This window comes from Pseudomonas sp. FP2294 (assembly GCF_030687625.1).
In the GTDB taxonomy this organism is placed as follows: domain Bacteria; phylum Pseudomonadota; class Gammaproteobacteria; order Pseudomonadales; family Pseudomonadaceae; genus Aquipseudomonas; species Aquipseudomonas shahriarae.
The window spans coordinates 5232461-5255545 of the sequence record NZ_CP117441.1; the positions used below are offsets into that span (position 1 = coordinate 5232461).

The following is a 23085-nucleotide window of genomic DNA, read 5'->3' on the forward strand; positions in this document are numbered from 1 at the left end:
AAATTAGTGAAGCTAAGATTAGAAGCGGTAGTGCGAGAAAGCTTTGTTAGCTTCAGCCATACGGTGCACGTCTTCACGCTTCTTAACAGCAGCACCTTTACCTTCAGCAGCGTCCAACAGCTCGCCGGCCAAACGCAGAGCCATAGACTTCTCGCCGCGCTTACGGGCGAAGTCTACCAACCAGCGCATTGCCAGGGCGTTACGACGGGACGGACGAACTTCGACCGGAACCTGGTAAGTAGCACCGCCTACACGGCGCGACTTCACTTCGACCAGCGGAGCGATGGCGTCGAGAGCTTTCTCGAAGATTTCCAGGGGGTCGCTGTTCTTGCGTTCTTTAACCTTTTCCAGCGCGCCATAAACGATACGCTCGGCAACGGCTTTCTTGCCGCTTTCCATCACGTGGTTCATGAACTTGGCCAGAATTTGGCTTCCGTATTTTGGATCGTCAAGCACTTCGCGCTTGGCTGCTACGCGTCTTCTTGGCATGGATAAGCCCTCAAACGGTCTTCAGGTTCGTTCGGAATCGGTGCCCTTGCGGGACGCCTCCGACCTTACTCTTATCGACTCAGAAAATAAGATGATTCAGTTTACAAAAAGCCGCTACTACTTAGGCTTCTTGGTACCGTACTTCGAACGACCCTGGTTACGACCTTTAACGCCGGAAGTATCCAAGGAGCCGCGTACGGTGTGGTAACGAACACCTGGCAAGTCTTTTACACGACCGCCGCGGATCAGTACCACGCTGTGCTCTTGCAGGTTGTGACCTTCACCACCGATGTACGAGGAAACCTCGAAACCGTTGGTCAGGCGCACACGGCATACTTTACGCAGTGCCGAGTTAGGTTTTTTCGGCGTAGTGGTATACACGCGAGTGCATACGCCACGACGTTGCGGGCAGTTCTGCAGCGCAGGTACGTCGGATTTCTCGACGATACGCTTACGCGGCTGACGTACCAGCTGGTTGATAGTTGCCATCTACTAGCTCCACTGTTGTCTTGCGACGCTATTGTCTTGCAAGAAAAGCAAAATGGCAGGAACGAATTCCCGCCAAATTTAGGGGTACAAGAGTCTAAAGAGGATCTTGCCCCCAGTCAAGGCAAGGCCCCGACCTCCCCCTCCATCGAAACCCGACAAAACTGTCTTGTTCCGACGAACGGGGCTGCCAGGGCCCGGACTTATTTATCGCAGAACTCAGTTACCGCTAGAGTTCAGCGCTTCGGTCAGTGCAGCTTCCACTTCACTGGCGCTTACGCGCAGCGGCTTGTCGAGTTCACGGCGACGCTTACGCTCGCTGTGGTAGGCCAAGCCGGTACCGGCCGGGATCAGTCGACCCACAACCACGTTTTCTTTCAGGCCGCGCAGGTAATCGCGCTTGCCGGTTACCGCTGCTTCGGTCAGTACGCGAGTGGTCTCCTGGAAGGAGGCCGCCGAGATGAACGACTCAGTGGACAACGACGCCTTGGTGATACCCAGCAACACGCGAGTGAACTTGGAAACAAATTTCTCTTCGGTTGCCAGACGCTCGTTTTCTACCAGTACGTGAGTCAGTTCCATCTGGTCGCCCTTGATGAAACTCGAATCGCCGGATTCAGCGATTTCAACTTTACGCAGCATCTGACGCAGGATGGTCTCGATGTGTTTATCGTTGATCTTCACGCCTTGCAGACGGTAAACGTCCTGGATCTCGTTAACGATGTACTTGGCCAGCGCACTCACACCCAGCAGACGCAGGATGTCGTGTGGATCGCTCGGACCGTCGGAGATAACTTCGCCGCGGTTTACCTGCTCGCCTTCGAACACGTTCAGGTGACGCCACTTCGGAATCAGCTCTTCATACGGATCGCTACCGTCGTTCGGGGTAATGACCAGACGGCGCTTGCCCTTGGTCTCTTTACCGAACGCGATGGTGCCGCTGACTTCAGCCAGGATCGACGCTTCTTTCGGACGACGAGCTTCGAACAAGTCGGCAACACGCGGCAGACCACCGGTGATGTCACGGGTCTTCGAAGTTTCTTGCGGGATACGCGCGATAACATCACCGATCGCGATCTTCGCACCATCCGCTACACCGACCAGGGCGTTGGCTGGCAGGAAGTACTGAGCGATAACGTCAGTGCCTGGCAGCAACAGATCCTTGCCGTTGTCATCGACCATCTTCACGGCAGGACGGATGTCTTTACCGGCAGCTGGACGATCTTTGGCGTCGAGTACTTCAATGTTGGTCATACCGGTCAATTCGTCAGTCTGACGCTTGATCGTGATGCCTTCTTCCATGCCCACGTAGGTCACGGTACCTTTCATTTCGGTAACGATTGGGTGAGTGTGCGGATCCCACTTGGCCACGATTGCGCCAGCGTCGACCTTGTCACCTTCTTTAACCGAAATCACAGCACCGTACGGCAGCTTGTAACGCTCACGCTCACGACCGAAGTCATCAGCAATCGCCAGCTCACCGGAACGGGACACAGCAACCAGGTGGCCATCCACTCGCTCAACGTGTTTCAGGTTGTGCAGACGGACAGTACCGCCATTCTTCACCTGAACGCTGTCGGCTGCGGAGGTCCGGCTTGCCGCACCACCGATGTGGAACGTACGCATGGTCAGCTGGGTACCCGGCTCACCGATGGACTGGGCAGCGATAACGCCGACCGCTTCACCGATGTTCACCTGGTGGCCACGAGCCAAGTCACGGCCGTAGCACTTGGCGCAGATACCGTAGCGGGTTTCGCAGCTGATCGGCGAGCGAACAATCACTTCGTCGATGCTGTTGAGTTCGATGAACTCGACCCACTTCTCATCCACCAGGGTGCCGGCAGGAACGATAACTTCCTCGGTACCTGGCTTGAACACGTCACGGGCAATAACACGACCCAATACGCGCTCACCCAGCGGCTCTACAACGTCACCGCCTTCAATGTGCGGAGTCATCAGCAGGCCGTGCTCGGTGCCGCAATCGATCTCGGTTACAACCAGATCTTGTGCAACGTCTACCAGACGACGAGTCAGGTAACCGGAGTTAGCGGTTTTCAACGCGGTATCCGCCAGACCTTTACGAGCACCGTGAGTAGAGATGAAGTACTGAAGTACGCTCAAACCTTCACGGAAGTTCGCAGTAATCGGCGTTTCGATGATGGAACCGTCCGGCTTGGCCATCAGGCCACGCATACCGGCGAGCTGACGGATCTGCGCAGCAGAACCCCGTGCGCCCGAGTCGGCCATCATGTACATCGAGTTGAAAGACTCTTGATCGACTTCCACGCCATGACGGTCGATAACCTTCTCTTTCGAGAGGTTGGCCATCATTGCCTTGGACACTTCGTCGTTGGCCTTGGACCAAAGGTCGATCACTTTGTTGTACTTCTCGCCCTGGGTTACCAGGCCGGAGGCGTACTGGCTCTCGATCTCTTTCACTTCGTCAGTAGCAGCACTGATGATGCGGGCTTTTTCATCCGGGATAACGAAGTCGTTAACACCGATGGAAACGCCGGAAATGGTCGAATAAGCAAAACCGGTGTACATCAACTGGTCAGCGAAGATCACGGTCTCTTTCAGACCAACCACGCGGTAGCACTGGTTGATCAGCTTGGAGATCGCCTTTTTCTTCATCGGCAGGTTGACGACGTCGTACGACAGACCTTTTGGCACAACCTGGTACAACAGCGCACGGCCGACAGTGGTGTCGACGATACGGGTGTTGCTCACGCTGCCGCCGTCACGGTCGTTGACGGTTTCGTGAATGCGCACTTTGACCTTGGCGTGCAGTGCGGCTTCGCCGGCACGGAACACACGGTCAACTTCTTGCAGGTCAGCGAACACACGACCTTCGCCCTTGGCGTTGATCGCTTCACGGGTCATGTAGTACAGACCCAATACAACGTCCTGCGACGGAACGATGATTGGCTCACCGTTGGCTGGCGACAGAATGTTGTTGGTCGACATCATCAACGCACGCGCTTCCAACTGGGCTTCCAGTGTCAGCGGTACGTGCACGGCCATTTGGTCGCCGTCGAAGTCGGCGTTGTACGCAGCACAGACCAGAGGGTGCAGCTGGATAGCCTTACCTTCGATCAGTACCGGTTCAAACGCCTGGATACCCAGACGGTGAAGGGTCGGTGCACGGTTGAGGAGGACCGGGTGTTCGCGAATCACTTCAGCGAGAACGTCCCAAACCTCTGGCAGTTCGCGCTCGACCATTTTCTTGGCCGCTTTGATGGTGGTCGCGAGACCGCGCATTTCCAGCTTGCCGAAGATGAACGGCTTGAACAGCTCAAGCGCCATCTTCTTAGGCAGACCGCACTGGTGCAGACGCAGGGTCGGGCCTACGGTAATTACCGAACGACCGGAGTAGTCAACACGCTTACCGAGCAAGTTCTGACGGAAACGACCTTGCTTACCCTTGATCATGTCAGCCAGGGATTTCAGAGGACGCTTGTTGGAACCGGTAATAGCGCGGCCACGACGACCGTTGTCGAGCAAGGCGTCGACCGCTTCTTGCAACATACGCTTTTCGTTGCGCACGATGATGTCCGGAGCGGACAGATCAAGCAGGCGCTTCAAGCGGTTGTTACGGTTGATCACGCGGCGGTACAGGTCGTTGAGGTCGGACGTCGCGAAACGACCACCGTCCAACGGTACCAGCGGACGCAGGTCTGGCGGCAGAACCGGCAGAACAGTCAGCACCATCCACTCTGGGAGGTTGCCGGAACCCTGGAAGGCTTCCATCAACTTCAGACGCTTGGACAGCTTCTTGATCTTGGTTTCGGAGTTGGTTTGCGGAATTTCTTCACGCAGGCGGCCAATCTCGTGCTCCAGGTCGATAGCGTGCAGCAGTTCGCGGACAGCTTCGGCACCCATGCGGGCATCGAAATCGTCGCCGAACTCTTCCAGCGCTTCGAAGTACTGCTCGTCGTTGAGCAGCTGACCTTTTTCAAGGGTGGTCATGCCTGGGTCGATAACGACATAGCTCTCGAAGTAGAGAACGCGCTCGATATCACGCAGGGTCATGTCCATCAGCAAGCCGATACGGGACGGCAGCGATTTCAGGAACCAGATGTGGGCAACCGGCGAAGCCAGCTCGATGTGCGCCATGCGCTCACGACGAACCTTGGCCAGTGCAACTTCAACGCCGCACTTCTCGCAGATCACACCACGGTGCTTCAAGCGCTTGTACTTACCGCACAGGCACTCGTAATCCTTTACCGGGCCAAAGATCTTGGCGCAGAACAGGCCGTCACGCTCAGGTTTGAACGTACGGTAGTTGATGGTTTCCGGCTTTTTAACTTCACCGAACGACCACGAACGGATCATCTCAGGCGATGCCAATCCAATACGGATGGCGTCGAACTCTTCGACTTGACCCTGGTTTTTCAGCAAATTCAGTAGGTCTTTCAAGGCCTTTCCTCCTGGCGGAGCAGAGAGCGGGCATCACTGCCCCGCTCTCGATTCGCGTCACGTGTTATTCGGTTTCCAGATCGATATCGATGCCGAGGGAACGAATTTCTTTGATCAACACGTTGAAAGACTCGGGCATGCCCGGCTCCATACGGTGATCGCCGTCCACGATGTTTTTGTACATCTTGGTACGACCGTTCACATCGTCCGACTTCACTGTGAGCATTTCTTGCAGAGTGTATGCAGCACCGTATGCTTCCAGTGCCCAGACCTCCATCTCCCCGAAACGCTGACCACCGAACTGAGCCTTACCACCCAGCGGCTGCTGGGTAACCAGGCTGTACGAACCGGTAGAACGAGCGTGCATCTTGTCGTCTACCAAGTGGTTCAGCTTCAGCATGTACATGTAGCCAACAGTAACCGGGCGCTCGAACTTGTTGCCGGTACGGCCGTCGAACAGCTGCATCTGGCCGCTTTCTGGCAGGTCTGCCAGTTTCAGCATGGCCTTGATTTCGCTTTCCTTGGCACCGTCGAACACCGGGGTAGCCATTGGAACGCCGCCGCGCAGGTTTTTCGCCAGATCCAGGATTTCCTGGTCGGAGAAAGTGTCCAGCTCTTCTTTGCGGCCGCCGATCTCGTTGTAGATCTCGTGCAGGAACTTACGCAGGTCTGCGACCTTGCGCTGCTCTTCGATCATACGGTTGATCTTCTCGCCCAGACCTTTAGCCGCGAGGCCCAGGTGGGTTTCAAGGATCTGACCAACGTTCATACGCGAAGGTACGCCCAACGGGTTGAGGACGACGTCGACCGGGGTGCCATTGGCATCGTGCGGCATGTCTTCAACCGGCATGATCACGGAGACCACACCTTTGTTACCGTGACGACCGGCCATCTTGTCGCCCGGCTGAATGCGACGACGGATTGCCAGGTAAACCTTGACGATTTTCAGCACGCCTGGAGCCAGGTCATCGCCCTGCTGCAGTTTGCGCTTCTTGTCTTCGAACTTGTCGTCCAGCAGACGGCGGCGATCAACGATGTAGGCCTGGGCCTTCTCGAGCTGCTCGTTCAGAGCATCTTCAGCCATGCGCAGTTTGAACCACTGGCCGTGCTCAAGACCGTCGAGGATTTCGTCGGTGATATCCTGACCTTTCTTCAGACCTGCGCCGCCTTCAGCCTTGTGGCCTACCAGGGCAGAACGCAGACGTTCGAAGGTCGCGCCTTCAACGATCCGGAACTCTTCGTTCAAATCCTTGCGGATTTCGTCGAGTTGAGTCTTCTCGATGGACAGTGCACGAGCATCACGCTCGACGCCGTCACGGGTGAAGACCTGTACGTCGATGACAGTACCCTTGGTACCAGTAGGTACGCGCAGGGAGGTGTCTTTAACGTCGCTGGCTTTTTCGCCGAAGATGGCACGCAGCAGCTTCTCTTCCGGAGTCAGCTGGGTCTCGCCTTTCGGAGTGACCTTACCGACCAGGATGTCGCCAGCGCCAACTTCAGCACCTACGTAAACGATACCGGCTTCGTCCAGCTTGTTCAGCGCAGCTTCACCCACGTTCGGGATGTCTGCAGTGATTTCCTCTGGCCCAAGCTTGGTGTCACGTGCCACACAGGTCAGTTCCTGGATGTGGATCGTGGTGAAACGGTCTTCTTGAACAACACGCTCGGACAGGCAGATGGAGTCTTCGAAGTTGAAGCCGTTCCACGCCATGAACGCGATGCGCATGTTCTGACCCAGAGCCAACTCACCCATATCGGTGGACGGACCGTCGGCCATGATGTCGCTACGCTGAACGCGATCACCCTTACGCACCAGCGGACGCTGGTTGATGCAGGTGTTCTGGTTCGAGCGGGTGTATTTGGTCAGGTTGTAGATGTCGACACCGGCTTCGCCAGTTTCAACTTCGTCATCGGCAACACGAACCACGATACGGCTGGCATCAACAGAGTCGATCACGCCGCCACGACGAGCCACGACGCAAACGCCGGAGTCACGGGCTACGTTACGCTCCATGCCGGTACCTACCAGCGGCTTGTCAGCGCGCAGGGTCGGTACAGCTTGACGCTGCATGTTGGAACCCATCAACGCACGGTTGGCGTCATCGTGTTCCAGGAACGGGATCAGCGATGCTGCAACCGAAACTACCTGCTTGGGCGATACGTCCATCAAGGTGACGTCTTCCGGCGCCTTGACGGTGAACTCGTTCAAGTGACGAACAGCTACCAGCTCGTCGATCAGGACTTTCTTGTCGTTCATCGTGGCCGAAGCCTGAGCGATCACGTGATCAGCTTCTTCGATGGCGGACAGGAAGACGATCTCGTCGGTGACCAGGGCGTCTTTCACCACGCGGTACGGGCTCTCGAGGAAGCCGTACTGGTTGGTGCGCGCATAGGCAGCCAGGGAGTTGATCAGACCGATGTTCGGACCTTCCGGCGTTTCGATCGGGCAAACACGACCGTAGTGCGTCGGGTGTACGTCACGAACTTCAAAGCCAGCACGCTCACGGGTCAGACCGCCCGGGCCCAGTGCAGAAACACGGCGCTTGTGGGTGATCTCGGAGAGCGGGTTGTTCTGGTCCATGAACTGCGAAAGCTGGCTGGAGCCGAAGAACTCTTTCACCGCCGCAGCCACTGGCTTGGCGTTGATCAGGTCTTGCGGCATCAGGCCTTCGCTTTCGGCCATCGACAGACGCTCTTTGACCGCACGCTCAACACGTACCAGGCCAACGCGGAACTGGTTCTCGGCCATTTCGCCTACGCAGCGAACACGACGGTTACCCAGGTGGTCGATGTCATCGACGATGCCTTTACCGTTACGGATGTCGACCAGAGTCTTCAGGACCGCAACGATGTCTTCCTTGCACAGCACGCCCGAACCTTCGATCTCGGTACGACCGATACGACGGTTGAACTTCATCCGGCCGACCGCAGACAGGTCATAGCGCTCAGGGCTGAAGAACAGGTTGTTGAACAGGGTTTCGGCAGCGTCTTTGGTTGGTGGCTCGCCTGGACGCATCATGCGATAGATTTCGACCAGCGCTTCCAATTGGTTGCTGGTGGAATCGATCTTCAGGGTGTCGGAGACGAACGGACCGCAGTCGATATCGTTGGTGTACAGGGTCTCGATGCGAACAACCTGGGCCTTGGCGATTTTTGCCAGGATCTCGGTGTTCAGCTCGGTGTTGCACTCAGCCAGGATCTCGCCTGTCGCCGGGTGAACGATAACCTTGGCGGTAGTGCGGCCCAGGACGTAGTCCAGAGGCACGTCCAGCGACTTGATACCGGCTTTTTCGATCTGGTTGATGTGGCGCGCAGTAATACGACGGCCAGCCTCAACAATGACCTTGCCCTTCTCATCCTGGATGTCCAGGACGGCAATTTCACCACGCAGACGCGAAGCAATCAGTTCCAGGCTGAGGGTTTCATCCTTCAGGCTGAATACGTTGGTGGTGTAGAAAGCGTCCAGCACTTGCTCAGTGGTATAGCCGAGCGCGCGCAGCAGTACCGAGGCCGGCAGCTTGCGACGACGGTCGATACGCACGAACACGCAGTCTTTAGGGTCGAACTCGAAGTCCAACCACGAACCACGGTACGGAATGATCCGCGCGGAGTACAGGAGCTTACCGGAGCTGTGCGTCTTGCCGCGGTCGTGGTCGAAGAACACGCCCGGGGAACGGTGCAGCTGGGAAACGATTACACGCTCGGTACCGTTGATAACGAAGGTACCGTTCTCAGTCATCAATGGGATTTCGCCCATGTAGACTTCTTGCTCTTTGATGTCCTTGATCGCTTTGTTCGACGATTCTTTGTCGAAAATGATCAGACGAACTTTTACCCGCAAAGGTACGGCGTACGTAACACCGCGCAACACGCATTCTTTGACATCAAATGCCGGTTCGCCCAGGCGATAACCGACGTACTCCAGCGCAGCATTGCCGGAGTAGCTGATGATCGGGAAAACGGATTTGAAGGCCGCATGCAGGCCCACGTCGCGGAACTGATCTTTGGTCGCTCCCGCCTGCAAGAATTCACGATACGAATCCAGCTGGATAGCCAGAAGGTACGGGACATCCATGACGTCCGGCAACTTGCTAAAGTCCTTGCGGATACGTTTTTTCTCAGTATATGAGTAAGCCATCAGCGTTCCCCAGCTTGGTCACCTGCTTGTTTGGCCCCCCCGACGGGAGCAGCCAGAAAATCTTGCAAACCCCTTGGTTTGCACCACCGCATCGGGTGGCTACAGCGCGTTAGTGGCGGCGACCGAGTCGACAGCCAAGAACGGAAAAAGGCCGGTGGCAAGAGCCACCAGCCATCAGCCTTCAGCTTAACGCTTGGGCTGGAAACGCAAGGTCGATGCTTACTTCAGCTCGACTTTAGCGCCTGCTTCTTCCAGTACTGCTTTGGCTTTGTCAGCAGCGTCTTTGGACACAGCTTCCAGAACCTGGGCAGGAGCGCCGTCAACTACAGCCTTGGCTTCTTTCAGGCCCAGACCGGTCAGTTCACGTACTGCCTTGATCACGTTTACTTTCTTCTCGCCAGCTTCCAGCAGCATGACGTTGAATTCGGTTTGCTCTTCAGCAGCAACAGCAGCAACAGCTGGGCCAGCGGAAGCAGCGGCAGCGGAAACGCCGAATTTTTCTTCGAAAGCTTTGATCAGCTCAACAACCTGCAGAACCGACATTTCAGCTACGGCGTTGAGGATATCGTCTTGGGAGATAGACATTGCTGTATTTCCTGAATTGGGGGACGGCCTACGCGGCCATCGAAATAAACAAAAAAACGCGAGAGACGTTGCTCAGCCTTAGGCTGCTGCAGCTTCTTTTTGCTCGCGAACTGCGGCCAGAGTACGAGCCAGCTTGCTGGTAGCGCCTTGAATCACGCTCATCAGCTGCGAAATAGCTTCGTTACGGGTCGGCAGTGTTGCCAGTACGTCGATTTGGTTAGCTGCGAGGAACTTGCCCTCGAACGCAGCTGCCTTGATCTCGAACTTATCCTGACTCTTGGCGAATTCCTTGAACAAACGGGCAGCAGCGCCTGGATGGTCCTTGGAGAACGCGATCAGAGTCGGGCCGGTGAACACGTCGTTGAGGACACTGTATTCAGTGTCAGCAACAGCGCGCTTGAGCAGGGTGTTACGTACAACACGTACGTATACGCCAGCTTCACGAGCCTCTTTACGGAGTCCGGTCATAGCGCCTACTGTCACACCACGGGCATCAGCCACGACAGCGGACAGAGCAGCTTTGGCAGCCTCGTTGACTTCAGCGACGATGGCCTTCTTGTCTTCGAGATTAATTGCCACGGGTTTAACTCCTGCTTGTTACCGTTTCATCTGGCCTAGGCCGGATGTCGTTTTGGTGTCTGATTCGGTAAGGAACCGGGAGCACCATCTGCGTAGGCTTGATGGTTTAAGACTTGCGTCGCCTACGGTCTTGGATAGCCCCCGCCAGGCAGGGACCCCAATTTTTCAATTGGCGCAATCACTCGCGCCAACCTGTGTCTTATACGTCCAGCGAACCCTGGTCGATGACCAGACCTGGGCCCATAGTGGTGCTCAGGGTAACGCGCTTGACGTAGATACCTTTCGAAGAAGCTGGCTTGATACGCTTCAGATCAGCGATCAGGGCTTCAACGTTTTCCTTCAGCTTGACGGCGTCGAAGCCGACCTTGCCAACGGAAGTGTGAATGATGCCGTTTTTGTCGGTGCGATAACGAACCTGACCAGCCTTGGCGTTTTTAACCGCGGTAGCTACGTCTGGAGTTACGGTACCGACTTTCGGGTTAGGCATCAGACCACGTGGACCCAGGATCTGACCCAACTGACCTACAACGCGCATTGCATCCGGGGAAGCAATAACTACGTCATAGTTCAGGTCGCCGCCTTTCATTTCGGCAGCCAGGTCGTCCATGCCAACGCGATCAGCGCCAGCGGCCAGAGCAGCTTCAGCTGCCGGGCCTTGGGTGAAGACAGCAACACGTACAGTCTTGCCAGTACCGTGTGGCAGCACAGTAGCGCTACGAACGACCTGGTCGGATTTACGTGGGTCAACACCCAGGTTTACAGCAACGTCAACGGACTCGCTGAACTTGACAGTCGACAGCTCGGTCAGCAGAGCAGCAGCATCTACAAAGTTGTAGGACTTGCCCGCTTCGATTTTGCCGGCGATAGCCTTTTGGCGCTTGGTCAGCTTAGCCATTACACACCCTCCACGTTAAGGCCCATGCTACGAGCAGAACCGGCGATGGTACGCACGGCTGCATCCATATCAGCTGCAGTCAGATCCGCGTTTTTGGTTTTCGCGATTTCTTCCAGCTGAGCACGAGTTACGGTGCCAACCTTAACGGTGTTCGGACGAGCGGAACCGCTAGTCAAACCAGCAGCTTTCTTCAACAGAACCGAAGCCGGGGTCGACTTGGTTTCGAAAGTGAAGCTACGGTCGCTGTATACAGTGATGATCACTGGAGTCGGCAGACCTGGCTCAATACCCTGGGTACGGGCGTTGAAGGCCTTGCAGAATTCCATGATGTTCACGCCGTGCTGACCCAGAGCTGGACCGACGGGTGGGCTAGGGTTGGCCTGAGCGGCCTTCACTTGCAGCTTGATGTAAGCGGTAATCTTCTTGGCCATGAGGCACTCCAATTACGGGTTCAAGCGCCTCGAAAGGCTCCCCGGTTACTTGCGCGTTTATCCCAGTGACGACAAAACCCCACAGCCTAAGGCTGCGGGGTTGGGATGCTTTGTCAGCTAGACCTTTTCGACCTGGCTGAACTCCAACTCTACCGGAGTAGAGCGACCGAAAATGAGCACCGCCACTTGGATCCGGCTCTTTTCGTAGTTAACTTCTTCGACAGTACCGTTGAAATCAGCAAACGGACCATCAGTGACACGAACAACCTCACCCGGCTCGAACAACGTCTTCGGCTTTGGCTTGTCGCTACCGTCAGCAACACGACGCAGAATCGCTTCTGCTTCCTTGTCAGTGATCGGTGCAGGCTTATCAGCGGTACCGCCGATGAAGCCCATGACGCGAGGAGTGTCCTTGACCAAGTGCCAAGTACCCTCATTCATGTCCATCTGTACCAGCACGTAGCCAGGGAAGAACTTGCGCTCGCTTTTGCGTTTCTGGCCATTACGCATTTCAACCACTTCTTCAGTGGGAACCAGAATTTCGCCGAAGCCATCTTCCATGCCTGCCAGCTTTACGCGCTCTAGCAAAGAGCGCATGACATGCTTCTCGTAACCCGAGTAAGCATGCACAACGTACCAACGCTTAGCCACGGGACACCCTTAGCCAACAATCAAGGAAACAAGCCAGCCGAGCAGGGAATCAAGACCCCACAACAGCAACGCCATAACCAGAACAACAGCCACAACAATCAGCGTGGTCTGCGTGGTTTCTTGGCGAGTTGGCCAAACGACTTTACGTATTTCGGTGCGAGCTTCCTTTACCAGCACAGCGAAAGACTTACCCTTTACTGTCTGCAGACCAATGAAAACGGCCACAGCAGCAAGAGCGAGCAATACGAGTACGCGGTACAGGATCGGCGAAGCAGAATAATACTGATTGCCAACAACGCCTACGACCACCAAAGCGACGACAGCGAGCCACTTAACCAGATCGAAACGAGAGCTTTGAGCTTCAGCCTTAGGAGTCATCTATGAAGATCCTGTGAAAAGAAAGCCAGATACACCACGTGAATCTGGCAGGTCAGGAGGGAATCGAACCCCCAACCTACGGTTTTGGAGACCGTCGCTCTGCCAATTGAGCTACTGACCTAAAACAAAATCAGGCCGACCATTATGCAGGCCTGAAAAAGACTTTACAACAACCAACCCCAATAGACTTGAAACAACCCGATAACACCAGGCAAAACAACATCAAGCCGAGGCAGCTGTTAAAACAAAGGCAGATATTTTCATATCTGCCTTGTTATATGGAGCTCTTGAGCGGATTTGAACCGCTGACCTCACCCTTACCAAGGGTGTGCTCTACCAACTGAGCTACAAGAGCGAAACACTTTGCACAACCTGCAAACTTGGAGCGGGTAGCGGGAATCGAACCCGCATCATCAGCTTGGAAGGCTGAGGTTCTACCACTAAACTATACCCGCGGAGCTTGCAGCTCACGCTAAAAATGGTGGAGGGGGAAGGATTCGAACCTTCGAAGTCGTAGACGTCAGATTTACAGTCTGATCCCTTTGGCCGCTCGGGAACCCCTCCTAAGCGAGCCGGCATTTTACATTACGCCGACCTTCTGTCAAGCATTTTCTCATAAAAAATATGAGGTTAGCTGCGTGACGATCGCTTCACACCAACTTCCCAAGAGGGTCATCACTGTGGAGCGGGCGCCATTCTATGCAAACTATTCGACAGTTGCAATGCCTTCGCACGGCATTATTTTATGTTTTAACTCATTGAATTCATTAGCAAGGCTTTCAAAAGGCAGATCGTCAGCCAGGCGGCGGCTTTCAGGCGCTACACGCAACCAGAAAGAAGGCGCACCCGCTGAGACCAACGACTGGATCCGGACCCTGATATCCAGACTGATAAGCCGCTGCTCCAGGAACTGCGCTTGCTCATGACTCGAAAACCCTCCGATATACAAGCAGCCAGCAGGCGCCTCCGGAGCCTTGGCCTTGTCACGCCGCGACACAGAGTCCGCCGACTCGCTCAGCAGCTGAATATCTTGCTGGGAGCCCCGGTACAGCGCCAACGGAGTGACATCCTTTGCACGCAGCGGAGCCTCTTGCTGGTGCCAGACGTAATAAAAAACATTGAGGACCAGCAGCAACAGAAACAACCAACGCATAAAAACCTCAGGACAAAGGGCACGCCATCGCCAAGCCAACAAATACCAGGTCCGGAACGAAGCGAGCGCCCGGCAAGGCGTCAGCGACCAACTCCGCATCCCCCCCCGTAAGAAACACCGAGAAGTCTTCCCCCCAATAACTGCGGGCCAGTTCCAGTTGTGACTGAGCAAAACCGCGGAGCATGAGCGTGCAACCTCGTTCAACGGCTTGGGCAGTGGTACGGCCAGGCACCAGGCTTTCCAACGCACGCTCAGCAGCAACATCGTCATACCGTATTTTACGGGTATGGGTTCGCAGCTGATTGCGCATCAGGGGCATGCCCGGGCAGATAAATCCTCCAAGATGCTCGCCATCAGCCGTGATGAAATCGGCAGTGGCCGCCGTACCAAAATCAAGCACCAGGCATGCTCCCGAGGCTAGCTGGAAGCCTCCAAGCATCGCCAGCCAACGATCCAGCCCTAGACGGGCGTAGTCTTCATACCCATTGCGCACGCCGGCCATTTCACGCGACGGCGCAGCACAGCTGATAGAAACACCAAAGGCCGCAACCAACACACCCGCCAGGCGGTTCGTCTCTTCCTGCGCGCGAACGCTGACCAATCTGCAATGCTGCAGCGACAGTCCAGTCAACGAATGAAGGCTACCCAGCAACGCCACATCGGAATCAACAACCCCTTCAGCAAAAACGGCTGAGTGGCTTGCCTCGAGCACTCGCCATTTGATGAAACTATTCCCACAGTCGAGTTCAAGAATCATCACGCAACCTCAGGCTTAACTCACCACCACTGTATATTTTCTCAACACCGTTTACTTCGAGACGTAGAGCGCCTTGATCATCAATACCCAGCACAACCCCGTCCACCTGGTTAACACCTGCGATCAATGACACCGCCTTTCCCTGCCATAGATGATTTTGCTCCCACTCCTGGCGAATTACCGAAAAGCCGGAATCTCTATGATGATCGAGATAACCTTGTAACGCCTGACTCAGGTGTGCGACCAGATGATTTCGGTCTACCGCACGACCTGTTTCGAGCTGTATTGATGTCCACTGCTGATCCACTTCCGCGGCGCTCTGCATGTTCGCATTGATACCAATACCGAGCACTACATGGCATACGTCAACAGGGTCCCCTACCAACTCAAGAAGGATGCCAGCTATCTTCTTCGAACCAACGAGCACGTCATTAGGCCACTTCAAACCCGAACCGTGGACACCAAAGTCGCGCAACGTTTGCATCACCGCCAAGCCCACGACGAGACTCAGCCCTTCTAGCTGTCGTAAACCGCCATCGATACGAAGCACAAGGCTGTAGTAAACATTCTGTGCAAATGGACTGACCCATTTACGCCCTCGACGCCCCCTTCCTGCGGTCTGCTGTTCTGAGAGAACAAGAAACGGCGCCACCTGCCCCGCCTCAATAAGGCGCAAAGCCTCGGCATTAGTGGAGCCGATGGTCTCGGATATAAAAACTGAACCTGCGCAGACCTGTGACTTGAGGGCGATCTCATCAGCGCTCAATAGAACCAGCGGGGACGCCAATTGATAGCCCCTCCCCCTGACCTTGTGAATTGTCAGATCCAGCTCGATCTCCAGATGCTGGAGTTGCTTCCACACAGCACTACGACTGACGCCCAGGGCGGCGCCTAGCGCTTCACCCGAGTGGAATCGGCCATCTTTCAGAAGTTTTAACAACGTCAGCATGCAAGTCTCGCCTCACAATGAGGCACGCATGATAGCCATGCGCAGAGCCATTGCATAGAAAGCAAGCTGGCTTATGGCGAGAGCGCAGGGACAGCTTGCTTTCTATGCAATGGCGATAGGCCAGAACCTTTTCGACCGCCCAAAACAAAACCCCAACTGCTTTCGCAATTGGGGTTTCGGAATTTAATCTTGACGATGACCTACTCTCACATGGGGAAACCCCACACTACCATCGGCGATGCATCGTTTCACTACTGAGTTCGGGATGGGATCAGGTGGTTCCAATGCTCTATGGTCGTCAAGAAATTCGGGTACTGAGTCGTGACCAGATGGCCTCGCTTCAGCAAATTGGGTATGTGATAGCTTTCGGTGTTTTGTGAGATTCGAACTTTCGGTTCATTTCGTCTTCACACACCGCAATCTGATGCTTTTGCTTGTTTCCAAGTCAAGAGTAGTCAAATTGCTTGGGTGTTATATGGTCAAGCCTCACGGGCAATTAGTATTGGTTAGCTCAACGCCTCACAGCGCTTACACACCCAACCTATCAACGTCGTAGTCTTCGACGGCCCTTTAGGGAACTCAAGGTTCCAGTGAGATCTCATCTTGAGGCTAGTTTCCCGCTTAGATGCTTTCAGCGGTTATCTATTCCGAACATAGCTACCCGGCAATGCCACTGGCGTGACAACCGGAACACCAGAGGTTCGTCCACTCCGGTCCTCTCGTACTAGGAGCAGCCCCTCTCAAATCTCAAACGTCCACGGCAGATAGGGACCGAACTGTCTCACGACGTTCTAAACCCAGCTCGCGTACCACTTTAAATGGCGAACAGCCATACCCTTGGGACCGGCTTCAGCCCCAGGATGTGATGAGCCGACATCGAGGTGCCAAACACCGCCGTCGATATGAACTCTTGGGCGGTATCAGCCTGTTATCCCCGGAGTACCTTTTATCCGTTGAGCGATGGCCCTTCCATACAGAACCACCGGATCACTAAGACCTACTTTCGTACCTGCTCGACGTGTCTGTCTCGCAGTCAAGCGCGCTTTTGCCTTTATACTCTACGACCGATTTCCGACCGGTCTGAGCGCACCTTCGTACTCCTCCGTTACTCTTTAGGAGGAGACCGCCCCAGTCAAACTACCCACCATACACTGTCCTCGATCCGGATAACGGACCTGAGTTAGAACCTCAAAGTTGCCAGGGTGGTATTTCAAGGTTGGCTCCACGCGAACTGGCGTCCACGCTTCAAAGCCTCCCACCTATCCTACACAAGCAAATTCAAAGTCCAGTGCAAAGCTATAGTAAAGGTTCACGGGGTCTTTCCGTCTAGCCGCGGATACACTGCATCTTCACAGCGATTTCAATTTCACTGAGTCTCGGGTGGAGACAGCGCCGCCATCGTTACGCCATTCGTGCAGGTCGGAACTTACCCGACAAGGAATTTCGCTACCTTAGGACCGTTATAGTTACGGCCGCCGTTTACCGGGGCTTCGATCAAGAGCTTCGCGTTAGCTAACCCCATCAATTAACCTTCCGGCACCGGGCAGGCGTCACACCCTATACGTCCACTTTCGTGTTTGCAGAGTGCTGTGTTTTTAATAAACAGTCGCAGCGGCCTGGTATCTTCGACCGGCATGAGCTTACGGAGCAAGTCCTTCACCCTCACCGGCGCACCTTCTCCCGAAGTTACGGTGCCATTTTGCCTAGTTCCTTCACCCGAGTTCTCTCAAGCGCCTTGGTATTCTCTACCCAACCACCTGTGTCGGTTTGGGGTACGGTTCCTGGTTACCTGAAGCTTAGAAGCTTTTCTTGGAAGCATGGCATCAACCACTTCGTCATCTAAAAGATGACTCGTCATCAGCTCTCGGCCTTAGAATCCCGGATTTACCTAAGATTCCAGCCTACCACCTTAAACTTGGACAACCAACGCCAAGCTGGCCTAGCCTTCTCCGTCCCTCCATCGCAATAACCAGAAGTACAGGAATATTAACCTGTTTTCCATCGACTACGCTTTTCAGCCTCGCCTTAGGGACCGACTAACCCTGCGTCGATTAACGTTGCGCAGGAAACCTTGGTCTTTCGGCGTGGGTGTTTTTCACACCCATTGTCGTTACTCATGTCAGCATTCGCACTTCTGATACCTCCAGCAAGCTTCTCAACTCACCTTCACAGGCTTACAGAACGCTCCTCTACCGCATCATCCTAAGATGATACCCGTAGCTTCGGTGTATGGTTTGAGCCCCGTTACATCTTCCGCGCAGGCCGACTCGACTAGTGAGCTATTACGCTTTCTTTAAAGGGTGGCTGCTTCTAAGCCAACCTCCTAGCTGTCTAAGCCTTCCCACATCGTTTCCCACTTAACCATAACTTTGGGACCTTAGCTGACGGTCTGGGTTGTTTCCCTTTTCACGACGGACGTTAGCACCCGCCGTGTGTCTCCCATGCTCGGCACTTGTAGGTATTCGGAGTTTGCATCGGTTTGGTAAGTCGGGATGACCCCCTAGCCGAAACAGTGCTCTACCCCCTACAGTGATACATGAGGCGCTACCTAAATAGCTTTCGAGGAGAACCAGCTATCTCCGAGCTTGATTAGCCTTTCACTCCGATCCACAGGTCATCCGCTAACTTTTCAACGGTAGTCGGTTCGGTCCTCCAGTTAGTGTTACCCAACCTTCAACCTGCCCATGGATAGATCGCCCGGTTTCGGGTCTATTCCCAGCGACTAGACGCCCTATTAAGACTCGCTTTCGCTACGCCTCCCCTATTCGGTTAAGCTCGCCACTGAAAATAAGTCGCTGACCCATTATACAAAAGGTACGCAGTCACCCAACAAAGTGGGCTCCCACTGCTTGTACGCATACGGTTTCAGGATCTATTTCACTCCCCTCTCCGGGGTTCTTTTCGCCTTTCCCTCACGGTACTAGTTCACTATCGGTCAGTCAGTAGTATTTAGCCTTGGAGGATGGTCCCCCCATATTCAGACAAAGTTTCTCGTGCTCCGTCCTACTCGATTTCATGACTAAGAGATTTTCGCGTACAGGGCTATCACCCACTATGGCCGCACTTTCCAGAGCGTTCCGCTAATCTCAAAGCCACTTAAGGGCTAGTCCCCGTTCGCTCGCCACTACTAAGGGAATCTCGGTTGATTTCTTTTCCTCAGGGTACTTAGATGTTTCAGTTCCCCTGGTTCGCCTCTTAAGCCTATGTATTCAGCTTAAGATAACCATCTTATGATGGCTGGGTTCCCCCATTCAGACATCTCCGGATCAAAGTCTGTTTGCCGACTCCCCGAAGCTTTTCGCAGGCTACCACGTCTTTCATCGCCTCTGACTGCCAAGGCATCCACCGTATGCGCTTCTTCACTTGACCATATAACCCCAAGCAATCTGGTTATACTGTGAAGACGACATTCGCCGAAAATTCGATAATACTCAATTTGAGTAACTCACAAATTTTACCTTAGCCTGATCCGTTACCAGTGAAAGTAACGTTCAGTCTATCTTTCTATCACATACCCAAATTTTTAAAGAACGAACTAGTCAAAGACTAGAAATCAACATTCACCATCGCATTGATGGAATGCTCATTTCTAAGCTTTATACAGACAGAAGCAGTAGTGGTGGAGCCAAGCGGGATCGAACCGCTGACCTCCTGCGTGCAAGGCAGGCGCTCTCCCAGCTGAGCTATGGCCCCGTATTTCTACAGGCGTTTCCCACACAAAATTGGTGGGTCTGGGCAGATTCGAACTGCCGACCTCACCCTTATCAGGGGTGCGCTCTAACCAACTGAGCTACAGACCCAATTTCGGGCTGCTTCTTTCGTCTTCTTCAATGAATCAAGCAATTCGTGTGGGAACTTATGGAGCAGCTGATGTCGTCGATTAAGGAGGTGATCCAGCCGCAGGTTCCCCTACGGCTACCTTGTTACGACTTCACCCCAGTCATGAATCACACCGTGGTAACCGTCCTCCCGAAGGTTAGACTAGCTACTTCTGGTGCAACCCACTCCCATGGTGTGACGGGCGGTGTGTACAAGGCCCGGGAACGTATTCACCGCGACATTCTGATTCGCGATTACTAGCGATTCCGACTTCACGCAGTCGAGTTGCAGACTGCGATCCGGACTACGATCGGTTTTGTGGGATTAGCTCCACCTCGCGGCTTGGCAACCCTCTGTACCGACCATTGTAGCACGTGTGTAGCCCAGGCCGTAAGGGCCATGATGACTTGACGTCATCCCCACCTTCCTCCGGTTTGTCACCGGCAGTCTCCTTAGAGTGCCCACCATTACGTGCTGGTAACTAAGGACAAGGGTTGCGCTCGTTACGGGACTTAACCCAACATCTCACGACACGAGCTGACGACAGCCATGCAGCACCTGTCTCAATGTTCCCGAAGGCACCAATCTATCTCTAGAAAGTTCATTGGATGTCAAGGCCTGGTAAGGTTCTTCGCGTTGCTTCGAATTAAACCACATGCTCCACCGCTTGTGCGGGCCCCCGTCAATTCATTTGAGTTTTAACCTTGCGGCCGTACTCCCCAGGCGGTCAACTTAATGCGTTAGCTGCGCCACTAAGAGCTCAAGGCTCCCAACGGCTAGTTGACATCGTTTACGGCGTGGACTACCAGGGTATCTAATCCTGTTTGCTCCCCACGCTTTCGCACCTCAGTGTCAGTATCAGTCCAGGTGGTCGCCTTCGCCACTGGTGTTCCTTCCTATATCTACGCATTTCACCGCTACACAGGAAATTCCACCACCCTCTACCATACTCTAGTCAGTCAGTTTTGAATGCAGTTCCCAGGTTGAGCCCGGGGATTTCACATCCAACTTAACTAACCACCTACGCGCGCTTTACGCCCAGTAATTCCGATTAACGCTTGCACCCTCTGTATTACCGCGGCTGCTGGCACAGAGTTAGCCGGTGCTTATTCTGTCGGTAACGTCAAAATTGCAGAGTATTAATCTACAACCCTTCCTCCCAACTTAAAGTGCTTTACAATCCGAAGACCTTCTTCACACACGCGGCATGGCTGGATCAGGCTTTCGCCCATTGTCCAATATTCCCCACTGCTGCCTCCCGTAGGAGTCTGGACCGTGTCTCAGTTCCAGTGTGACTGATCATCCTCTCAGACCAGTTACGGATCGTCGCCTTGGTGAGCCATTACCCCACCAACTAGCTAATCCGACCTAGGCTCATCTGATAGCGCAAGGCCCGAAGGTCCCCTGCTTTCTCCCGTAGGACGTATGCGGTATTAGCGTCCGTTTCCGAACGTTATCCCCCACTACCAGGCAGATTCCTAGGCATTACTCACCCGTCCGCCGCTCTCAAGAGAAGCAAGCTTCTCTCTACCGCTCGACTTGCATGTGTTAGGCCTGCCGCCAGCGTTCAATCTGAGCCATGATCAAACTCTTCAGTTCAAACATCTTTGGGTTTTTAAGAAACCCTAAACTTGGCTCAGCAATCGTTGGTTACATCTTTGATTTCTCGCGGAGTAACTTGTGATGCTGATAATCTTGTTGACTATCAGTCTGACTCCACAAGCACCCACACGAATTGCTTGATTCAGTTGTTAAAGAGCGGTTGGTTAAGATCTTTCGTCTCAACCGAGGCGCGCATTCTACAGCAGCCTCATTTGCTGTCAAGTGATTATTTTCAGAAGTTTTCGAGGATTTCCTCAACAACTTCAACCACTTGCGCTTCCGATCTCTCGTTAGCGGGAGGCGAATTCTACAGCGTTACACGCTGCTGTCAACACCTCTTTTTCTCCGCTTTCGACCGAGAGGATCGAAACGTTAATAGAGCCAAACAACACTGCTCTACCAACTCCTTCTGGGCTTCGATGAACTGAAGCAACTCGCTGTCGAATTCTGCGTAACTCTTTGTTTACCAAGGAGTTTTCCGTTTCGACTGCGCCGGAAGTGGGGCGAATTATAGACAGATATAAATCGCCGTCAACAGTTAATTTCAGGTTTATTCGGATTTAAGCGTAATACGCGCAAATGCCTTCTTGCCGGCCTGGCAAACGTGGGTCGCGCCCAGCTCGTATATAAAGGCGCGATCGACAACCTCACCATCTATACGCACACCACCGGAACCCAGAAGGTCACGTGCAACCGCCGAGTTCTTCACCAGGCCCGCCTTATTAAGGACGGCCGCAATCGGCATCGCCTCACCAGCAGTCAATTCGATCTCAGGCAGATCATCCGGCAGCTCGCCATCCTTCATACGATTGCCCGCCGCACGGTGAGCACTGGCCGCAGCCTCCTCGCCATGGAAACGCGCAACAATCTCTTCCGCCAGCTTGATCTTGACGTCCCGAGGATTCGCACCCGCCTCCACGTCAGCACGCAACGCGTTGATCTCATCCATCGAGCGGAAGCTCAACAGCTCGAAGTAGCGCCACATCAGCGCATCAGGGATAGAAACCAACTTGCCGTACATCACCCCCGGCGCTTCCTGGATGCCGACGTAGTTGCCCAGCGACTTGGACATCTTCTTGACGCCATCCAAGCCTTCCAGCAACGGCATAGTCAGAATGCACTGAGCCTCCTGGCCATACGCACGCTGCAGCTCACGCCCCATCAACAGGTTGAACTTCTGATCAGTACCGCCCAGCTCAACGTCCGCCCGCAACGCTACCGAGTCATACCCTTGAACCAACGGGTATAGGAACTCATGTATCGCAATAGGCTGATTGGTGGAGTAGCGCTTATCGAAGTCATCGCGCTCAAGCATCCGCGCAACGGTGTACTGGGACGTCAGGCGAATGAAATCCGCCGGCCCCATCAGATCCATCCAGGTGGAGTTGAAAGCCACTTCGGTCTTGGCCGGATCGAGAATCTTGAAAACCTGGGTCTTGTAGGTCTCGGCATTATCGAGAACCTGCTCACGGGTCAGCGGCGGGCGCGTGGCGCTCTTACCACTCGGATCACCGATCATCCCGGTGAAATCACCTATAAGGAAGATCACCTGATGCCCCAACTCCTGGAACTGGCGCAGCTTATTAATAAGCACGGTGTGACCCAGGTGCAGATCCGGTGCCGTCGGATCAAAGCCAGCCTTAATACGCAGGGGTTGGCCACGCTTGAGCTTTTCGATCAGCTCGGCCTCGACCAACAGTTCTTCCGCACCACGTTTGATCAGCGCTAGCTGCTCTTCAACCGACTTCATAACA

14 protein-coding genes, 6 tRNA genes and 3 rRNA genes are annotated in these 23085 nt (G+C 54.4%); all 23 read right to left on the reverse strand.

Features of this window, described 5'->3' with window-relative positions; all coding sequences use genetic code 11:
* Positions 1 to 18: 18 nt before the first annotated feature.
* The gene (gene rpsG / locus PSH73_RS23610; RefSeq protein WP_002555493.1) at positions 19 to 489 is read right to left on the reverse strand and encodes a 30S ribosomal protein S7; all 471 of its coding nucleotides are present in this window, start codon (positions 487 to 489) and stop codon (positions 19 to 21) included.
* Positions 490 to 606: 117 nt separating this feature from the next.
* On the reverse strand, positions 607 to 978 hold the full coding sequence (gene rpsL, locus PSH73_RS23615; RefSeq protein WP_002555494.1) for a 30S ribosomal protein S12: 372 nt from the start codon (positions 976 to 978) through the stop codon (positions 607 to 609).
* A gap of 216 nt (positions 979 to 1194) precedes the next feature.
* Positions 1195 to 5394, reverse strand: a complete 4200-nt coding sequence (gene rpoC / locus PSH73_RS23620) for a DNA-directed RNA polymerase subunit beta' (protein WP_057960765.1) — start codon at positions 5392 to 5394, stop codon at positions 1195 to 1197.
* A gap of 64 nt (positions 5395 to 5458) precedes the next feature.
* A complete protein-coding gene (gene rpoB, locus PSH73_RS23625) occupies positions 5459 to 9532 on the reverse strand; it encodes a DNA-directed RNA polymerase subunit beta (protein ID WP_053138310.1) in 4074 nt (1357 codons plus the stop codon).
* Between the two features lie 219 nt (positions 9533 to 9751).
* Positions 9752 to 10117: a 50S ribosomal protein L7/L12 gene (rplL, locus tag PSH73_RS23630; RefSeq protein ID WP_003210093.1), complete on the reverse strand. Its 366-nt coding sequence runs from the start codon at positions 10115 to 10117 to the stop codon at positions 9752 to 9754.
* A 78-nt stretch (positions 10118 to 10195) separates the two neighbouring features.
* Positions 10196 to 10696 (reverse strand): 50S ribosomal protein L10, encoded by a 501-nt coding sequence (gene rplJ / locus PSH73_RS23635; protein ID WP_003176433.1) that lies wholly within the window; start codon positions 10694 to 10696, stop codon positions 10196 to 10198.
* Positions 10697 to 10895: 199 nt separating this feature from the next.
* Positions 10896 to 11591: a 50S ribosomal protein L1 gene (gene rplA / locus PSH73_RS23640; protein WP_003176434.1), complete on the reverse strand. Its 696-nt coding sequence runs from the start codon at positions 11589 to 11591 to the stop codon at positions 10896 to 10898.
* On the reverse strand, positions 11591 to 12022 hold the full coding sequence (rplK, locus tag PSH73_RS23645) for a 50S ribosomal protein L11 (RefSeq protein WP_003210097.1): 432 nt from the start codon (positions 12020 to 12022) through the stop codon (positions 11591 to 11593). Before rplK ends, rplA begins: the two co-directional genes overlap by 1 nt.
* 117 nt (positions 12023 to 12139) lie before the next feature.
* A complete protein-coding gene (gene nusG, locus PSH73_RS23650) occupies positions 12140 to 12673 on the reverse strand; it encodes a transcription termination/antitermination protein NusG (RefSeq protein ID WP_003176436.1) in 534 nt (177 codons plus the stop codon).
* 9 nt (positions 12674 to 12682) lie between these two features.
* Positions 12683 to 13051, reverse strand: a complete 369-nt coding sequence (secE, locus tag PSH73_RS23655) for a preprotein translocase subunit SecE (protein WP_029299242.1) — start codon at positions 13049 to 13051, stop codon at positions 12683 to 12685.
* Between the two features lie 45 nt (positions 13052 to 13096).
* A tRNA-Trp gene (locus PSH73_RS23660) sits at positions 13097 to 13172 on the reverse strand.
* 158 nt (positions 13173 to 13330) lie between these two features.
* Positions 13331 to 13406: transfer RNA gene (locus PSH73_RS23665), tRNA-Thr, on the reverse strand.
* Between the two features lie 26 nt (positions 13407 to 13432).
* Positions 13433 to 13506: transfer RNA gene (locus PSH73_RS23670), tRNA-Gly, on the reverse strand.
* Positions 13507 to 13530: 24 nt separating this feature from the next.
* Positions 13531 to 13615: transfer RNA gene (locus tag PSH73_RS23675), tRNA-Tyr, on the reverse strand.
* A 142-nt stretch (positions 13616 to 13757) separates the two neighbouring features.
* On the reverse strand, positions 13758 to 14204 hold the full coding sequence (locus PSH73_RS23680; protein WP_057960766.1) for a hypothetical protein: 447 nt from the start codon (positions 14202 to 14204) through the stop codon (positions 13758 to 13760).
* A 7-nt stretch (positions 14205 to 14211) separates the two neighbouring features.
* Positions 14212 to 14961, reverse strand: coding sequence for a pantothenate kinase (locus PSH73_RS23685; RefSeq protein WP_057438743.1), 750 nt, complete (start codon positions 14959 to 14961; stop codon positions 14212 to 14214).
* Positions 14951 to 15910 (reverse strand): bifunctional biotin--[acetyl-CoA-carboxylase] ligase/biotin operon repressor BirA, encoded by a 960-nt coding sequence (birA, locus tag PSH73_RS23690; protein ID WP_057960767.1) that lies wholly within the window; start codon positions 15908 to 15910, stop codon positions 14951 to 14953. The genes PSH73_RS23685 and birA overlap by 11 nt, the downstream gene beginning before the upstream one ends.
* 187 nt (positions 15911 to 16097) lie before the next feature.
* A 5S ribosomal RNA gene (gene rrf, locus PSH73_RS23695) occupies positions 16098 to 16213 on the reverse strand.
* 172 nt (positions 16214 to 16385) lie between these two features.
* A 23S ribosomal RNA gene (locus tag PSH73_RS23700) occupies positions 16386 to 19279 on the reverse strand.
* A 248-nt stretch (positions 19280 to 19527) separates the two neighbouring features.
* A tRNA-Ala gene (locus tag PSH73_RS23705) sits at positions 19528 to 19603 on the reverse strand.
* Positions 19604 to 19633: 30 nt separating this feature from the next.
* A tRNA-Ile gene (locus PSH73_RS23710) sits at positions 19634 to 19710 on the reverse strand.
* A gap of 81 nt (positions 19711 to 19791) precedes the next feature.
* Positions 19792 to 21328 (reverse strand): 16S ribosomal RNA (locus PSH73_RS23715).
* Together the 16S, 23S and 5S rRNA genes with 2 tRNA genes alongside form the textbook arrangement of a ribosomal RNA operon.
* 553 nt (positions 21329 to 21881) lie before the next feature.
* Complete coding sequence (gene tyrS / locus PSH73_RS23720; RefSeq protein ID WP_305461463.1) at positions 21882 to 23081, reverse strand: tyrosine--tRNA ligase; 1200 nt, start codon at positions 23079 to 23081, stop codon at positions 21882 to 21884.
* Positions 23082 to 23085: the final 4 nt, after the last annotated feature.

Bases quoted from the DNA above. Each gene is read 5' to 3' on its own strand.
- rpsL (WP_002555494.1), bottom strand. From the start codon at position 978: ATGGCAACTATCAACCAGCTGGTACGTCAGCCGCGTAAGCGTATCGTC.
- PSH73_RS23685 (WP_057438743.1), bottom strand. From the start codon at position 14,961: ATGATTCTTGAACTCGACTGTGGGAATAGTTTCATCAAATGGCGAGTG.
- secE (WP_029299242.1), bottom strand. From the start codon at position 13,051: ATGACTCCTAAGGCTGAAGCTCAAAGCTCTCGTTTCGATCTGGTTAAG.
- birA (WP_057960767.1), bottom strand. From the start codon at position 15,910: ATGCTGACGTTGTTAAAACTTCTGAAAGATGGCCGATTCCACTCGGGT.
- rpoB (WP_053138310.1), bottom strand. From the start codon at position 9,532: ATGGCTTACTCATATACTGAGAAAAAACGTATCCGCAAGGACTTTAGC.
- rpsG (WP_002555493.1), bottom strand. From the start codon at position 489: ATGCCAAGAAGACGCGTAGCAGCCAAGCGCGAAGTGCTTGACGATCCA.
- rplK (WP_003210097.1), bottom strand. From the start codon at position 12,022: ATGGCCAAGAAGATTACCGCTTACATCAAGCTGCAAGTGAAGGCCGCT.
- tyrS (WP_305461463.1), bottom strand. From the start codon at position 23,081: ATGAAGTCGGTTGAAGAGCAGCTAGCGCTGATCAAACGTGGTGCGGAA.
- rplA (WP_003176434.1), bottom strand. From the start codon at position 11,591: ATGGCTAAGCTGACCAAGCGCCAAAAGGCTATCGCCGGCAAAATCGAA.
- PSH73_RS23680 (WP_057960766.1), bottom strand. From the start codon at position 14,204: ATGCGTTGGTTGTTTCTGTTGCTGCTGGTCCTCAATGTTTTTTATTAC.
- rplL (WP_003210093.1), bottom strand. From the start codon at position 10,117: ATGTCTATCTCCCAAGACGATATCCTCAACGCCGTAGCTGAAATGTCG.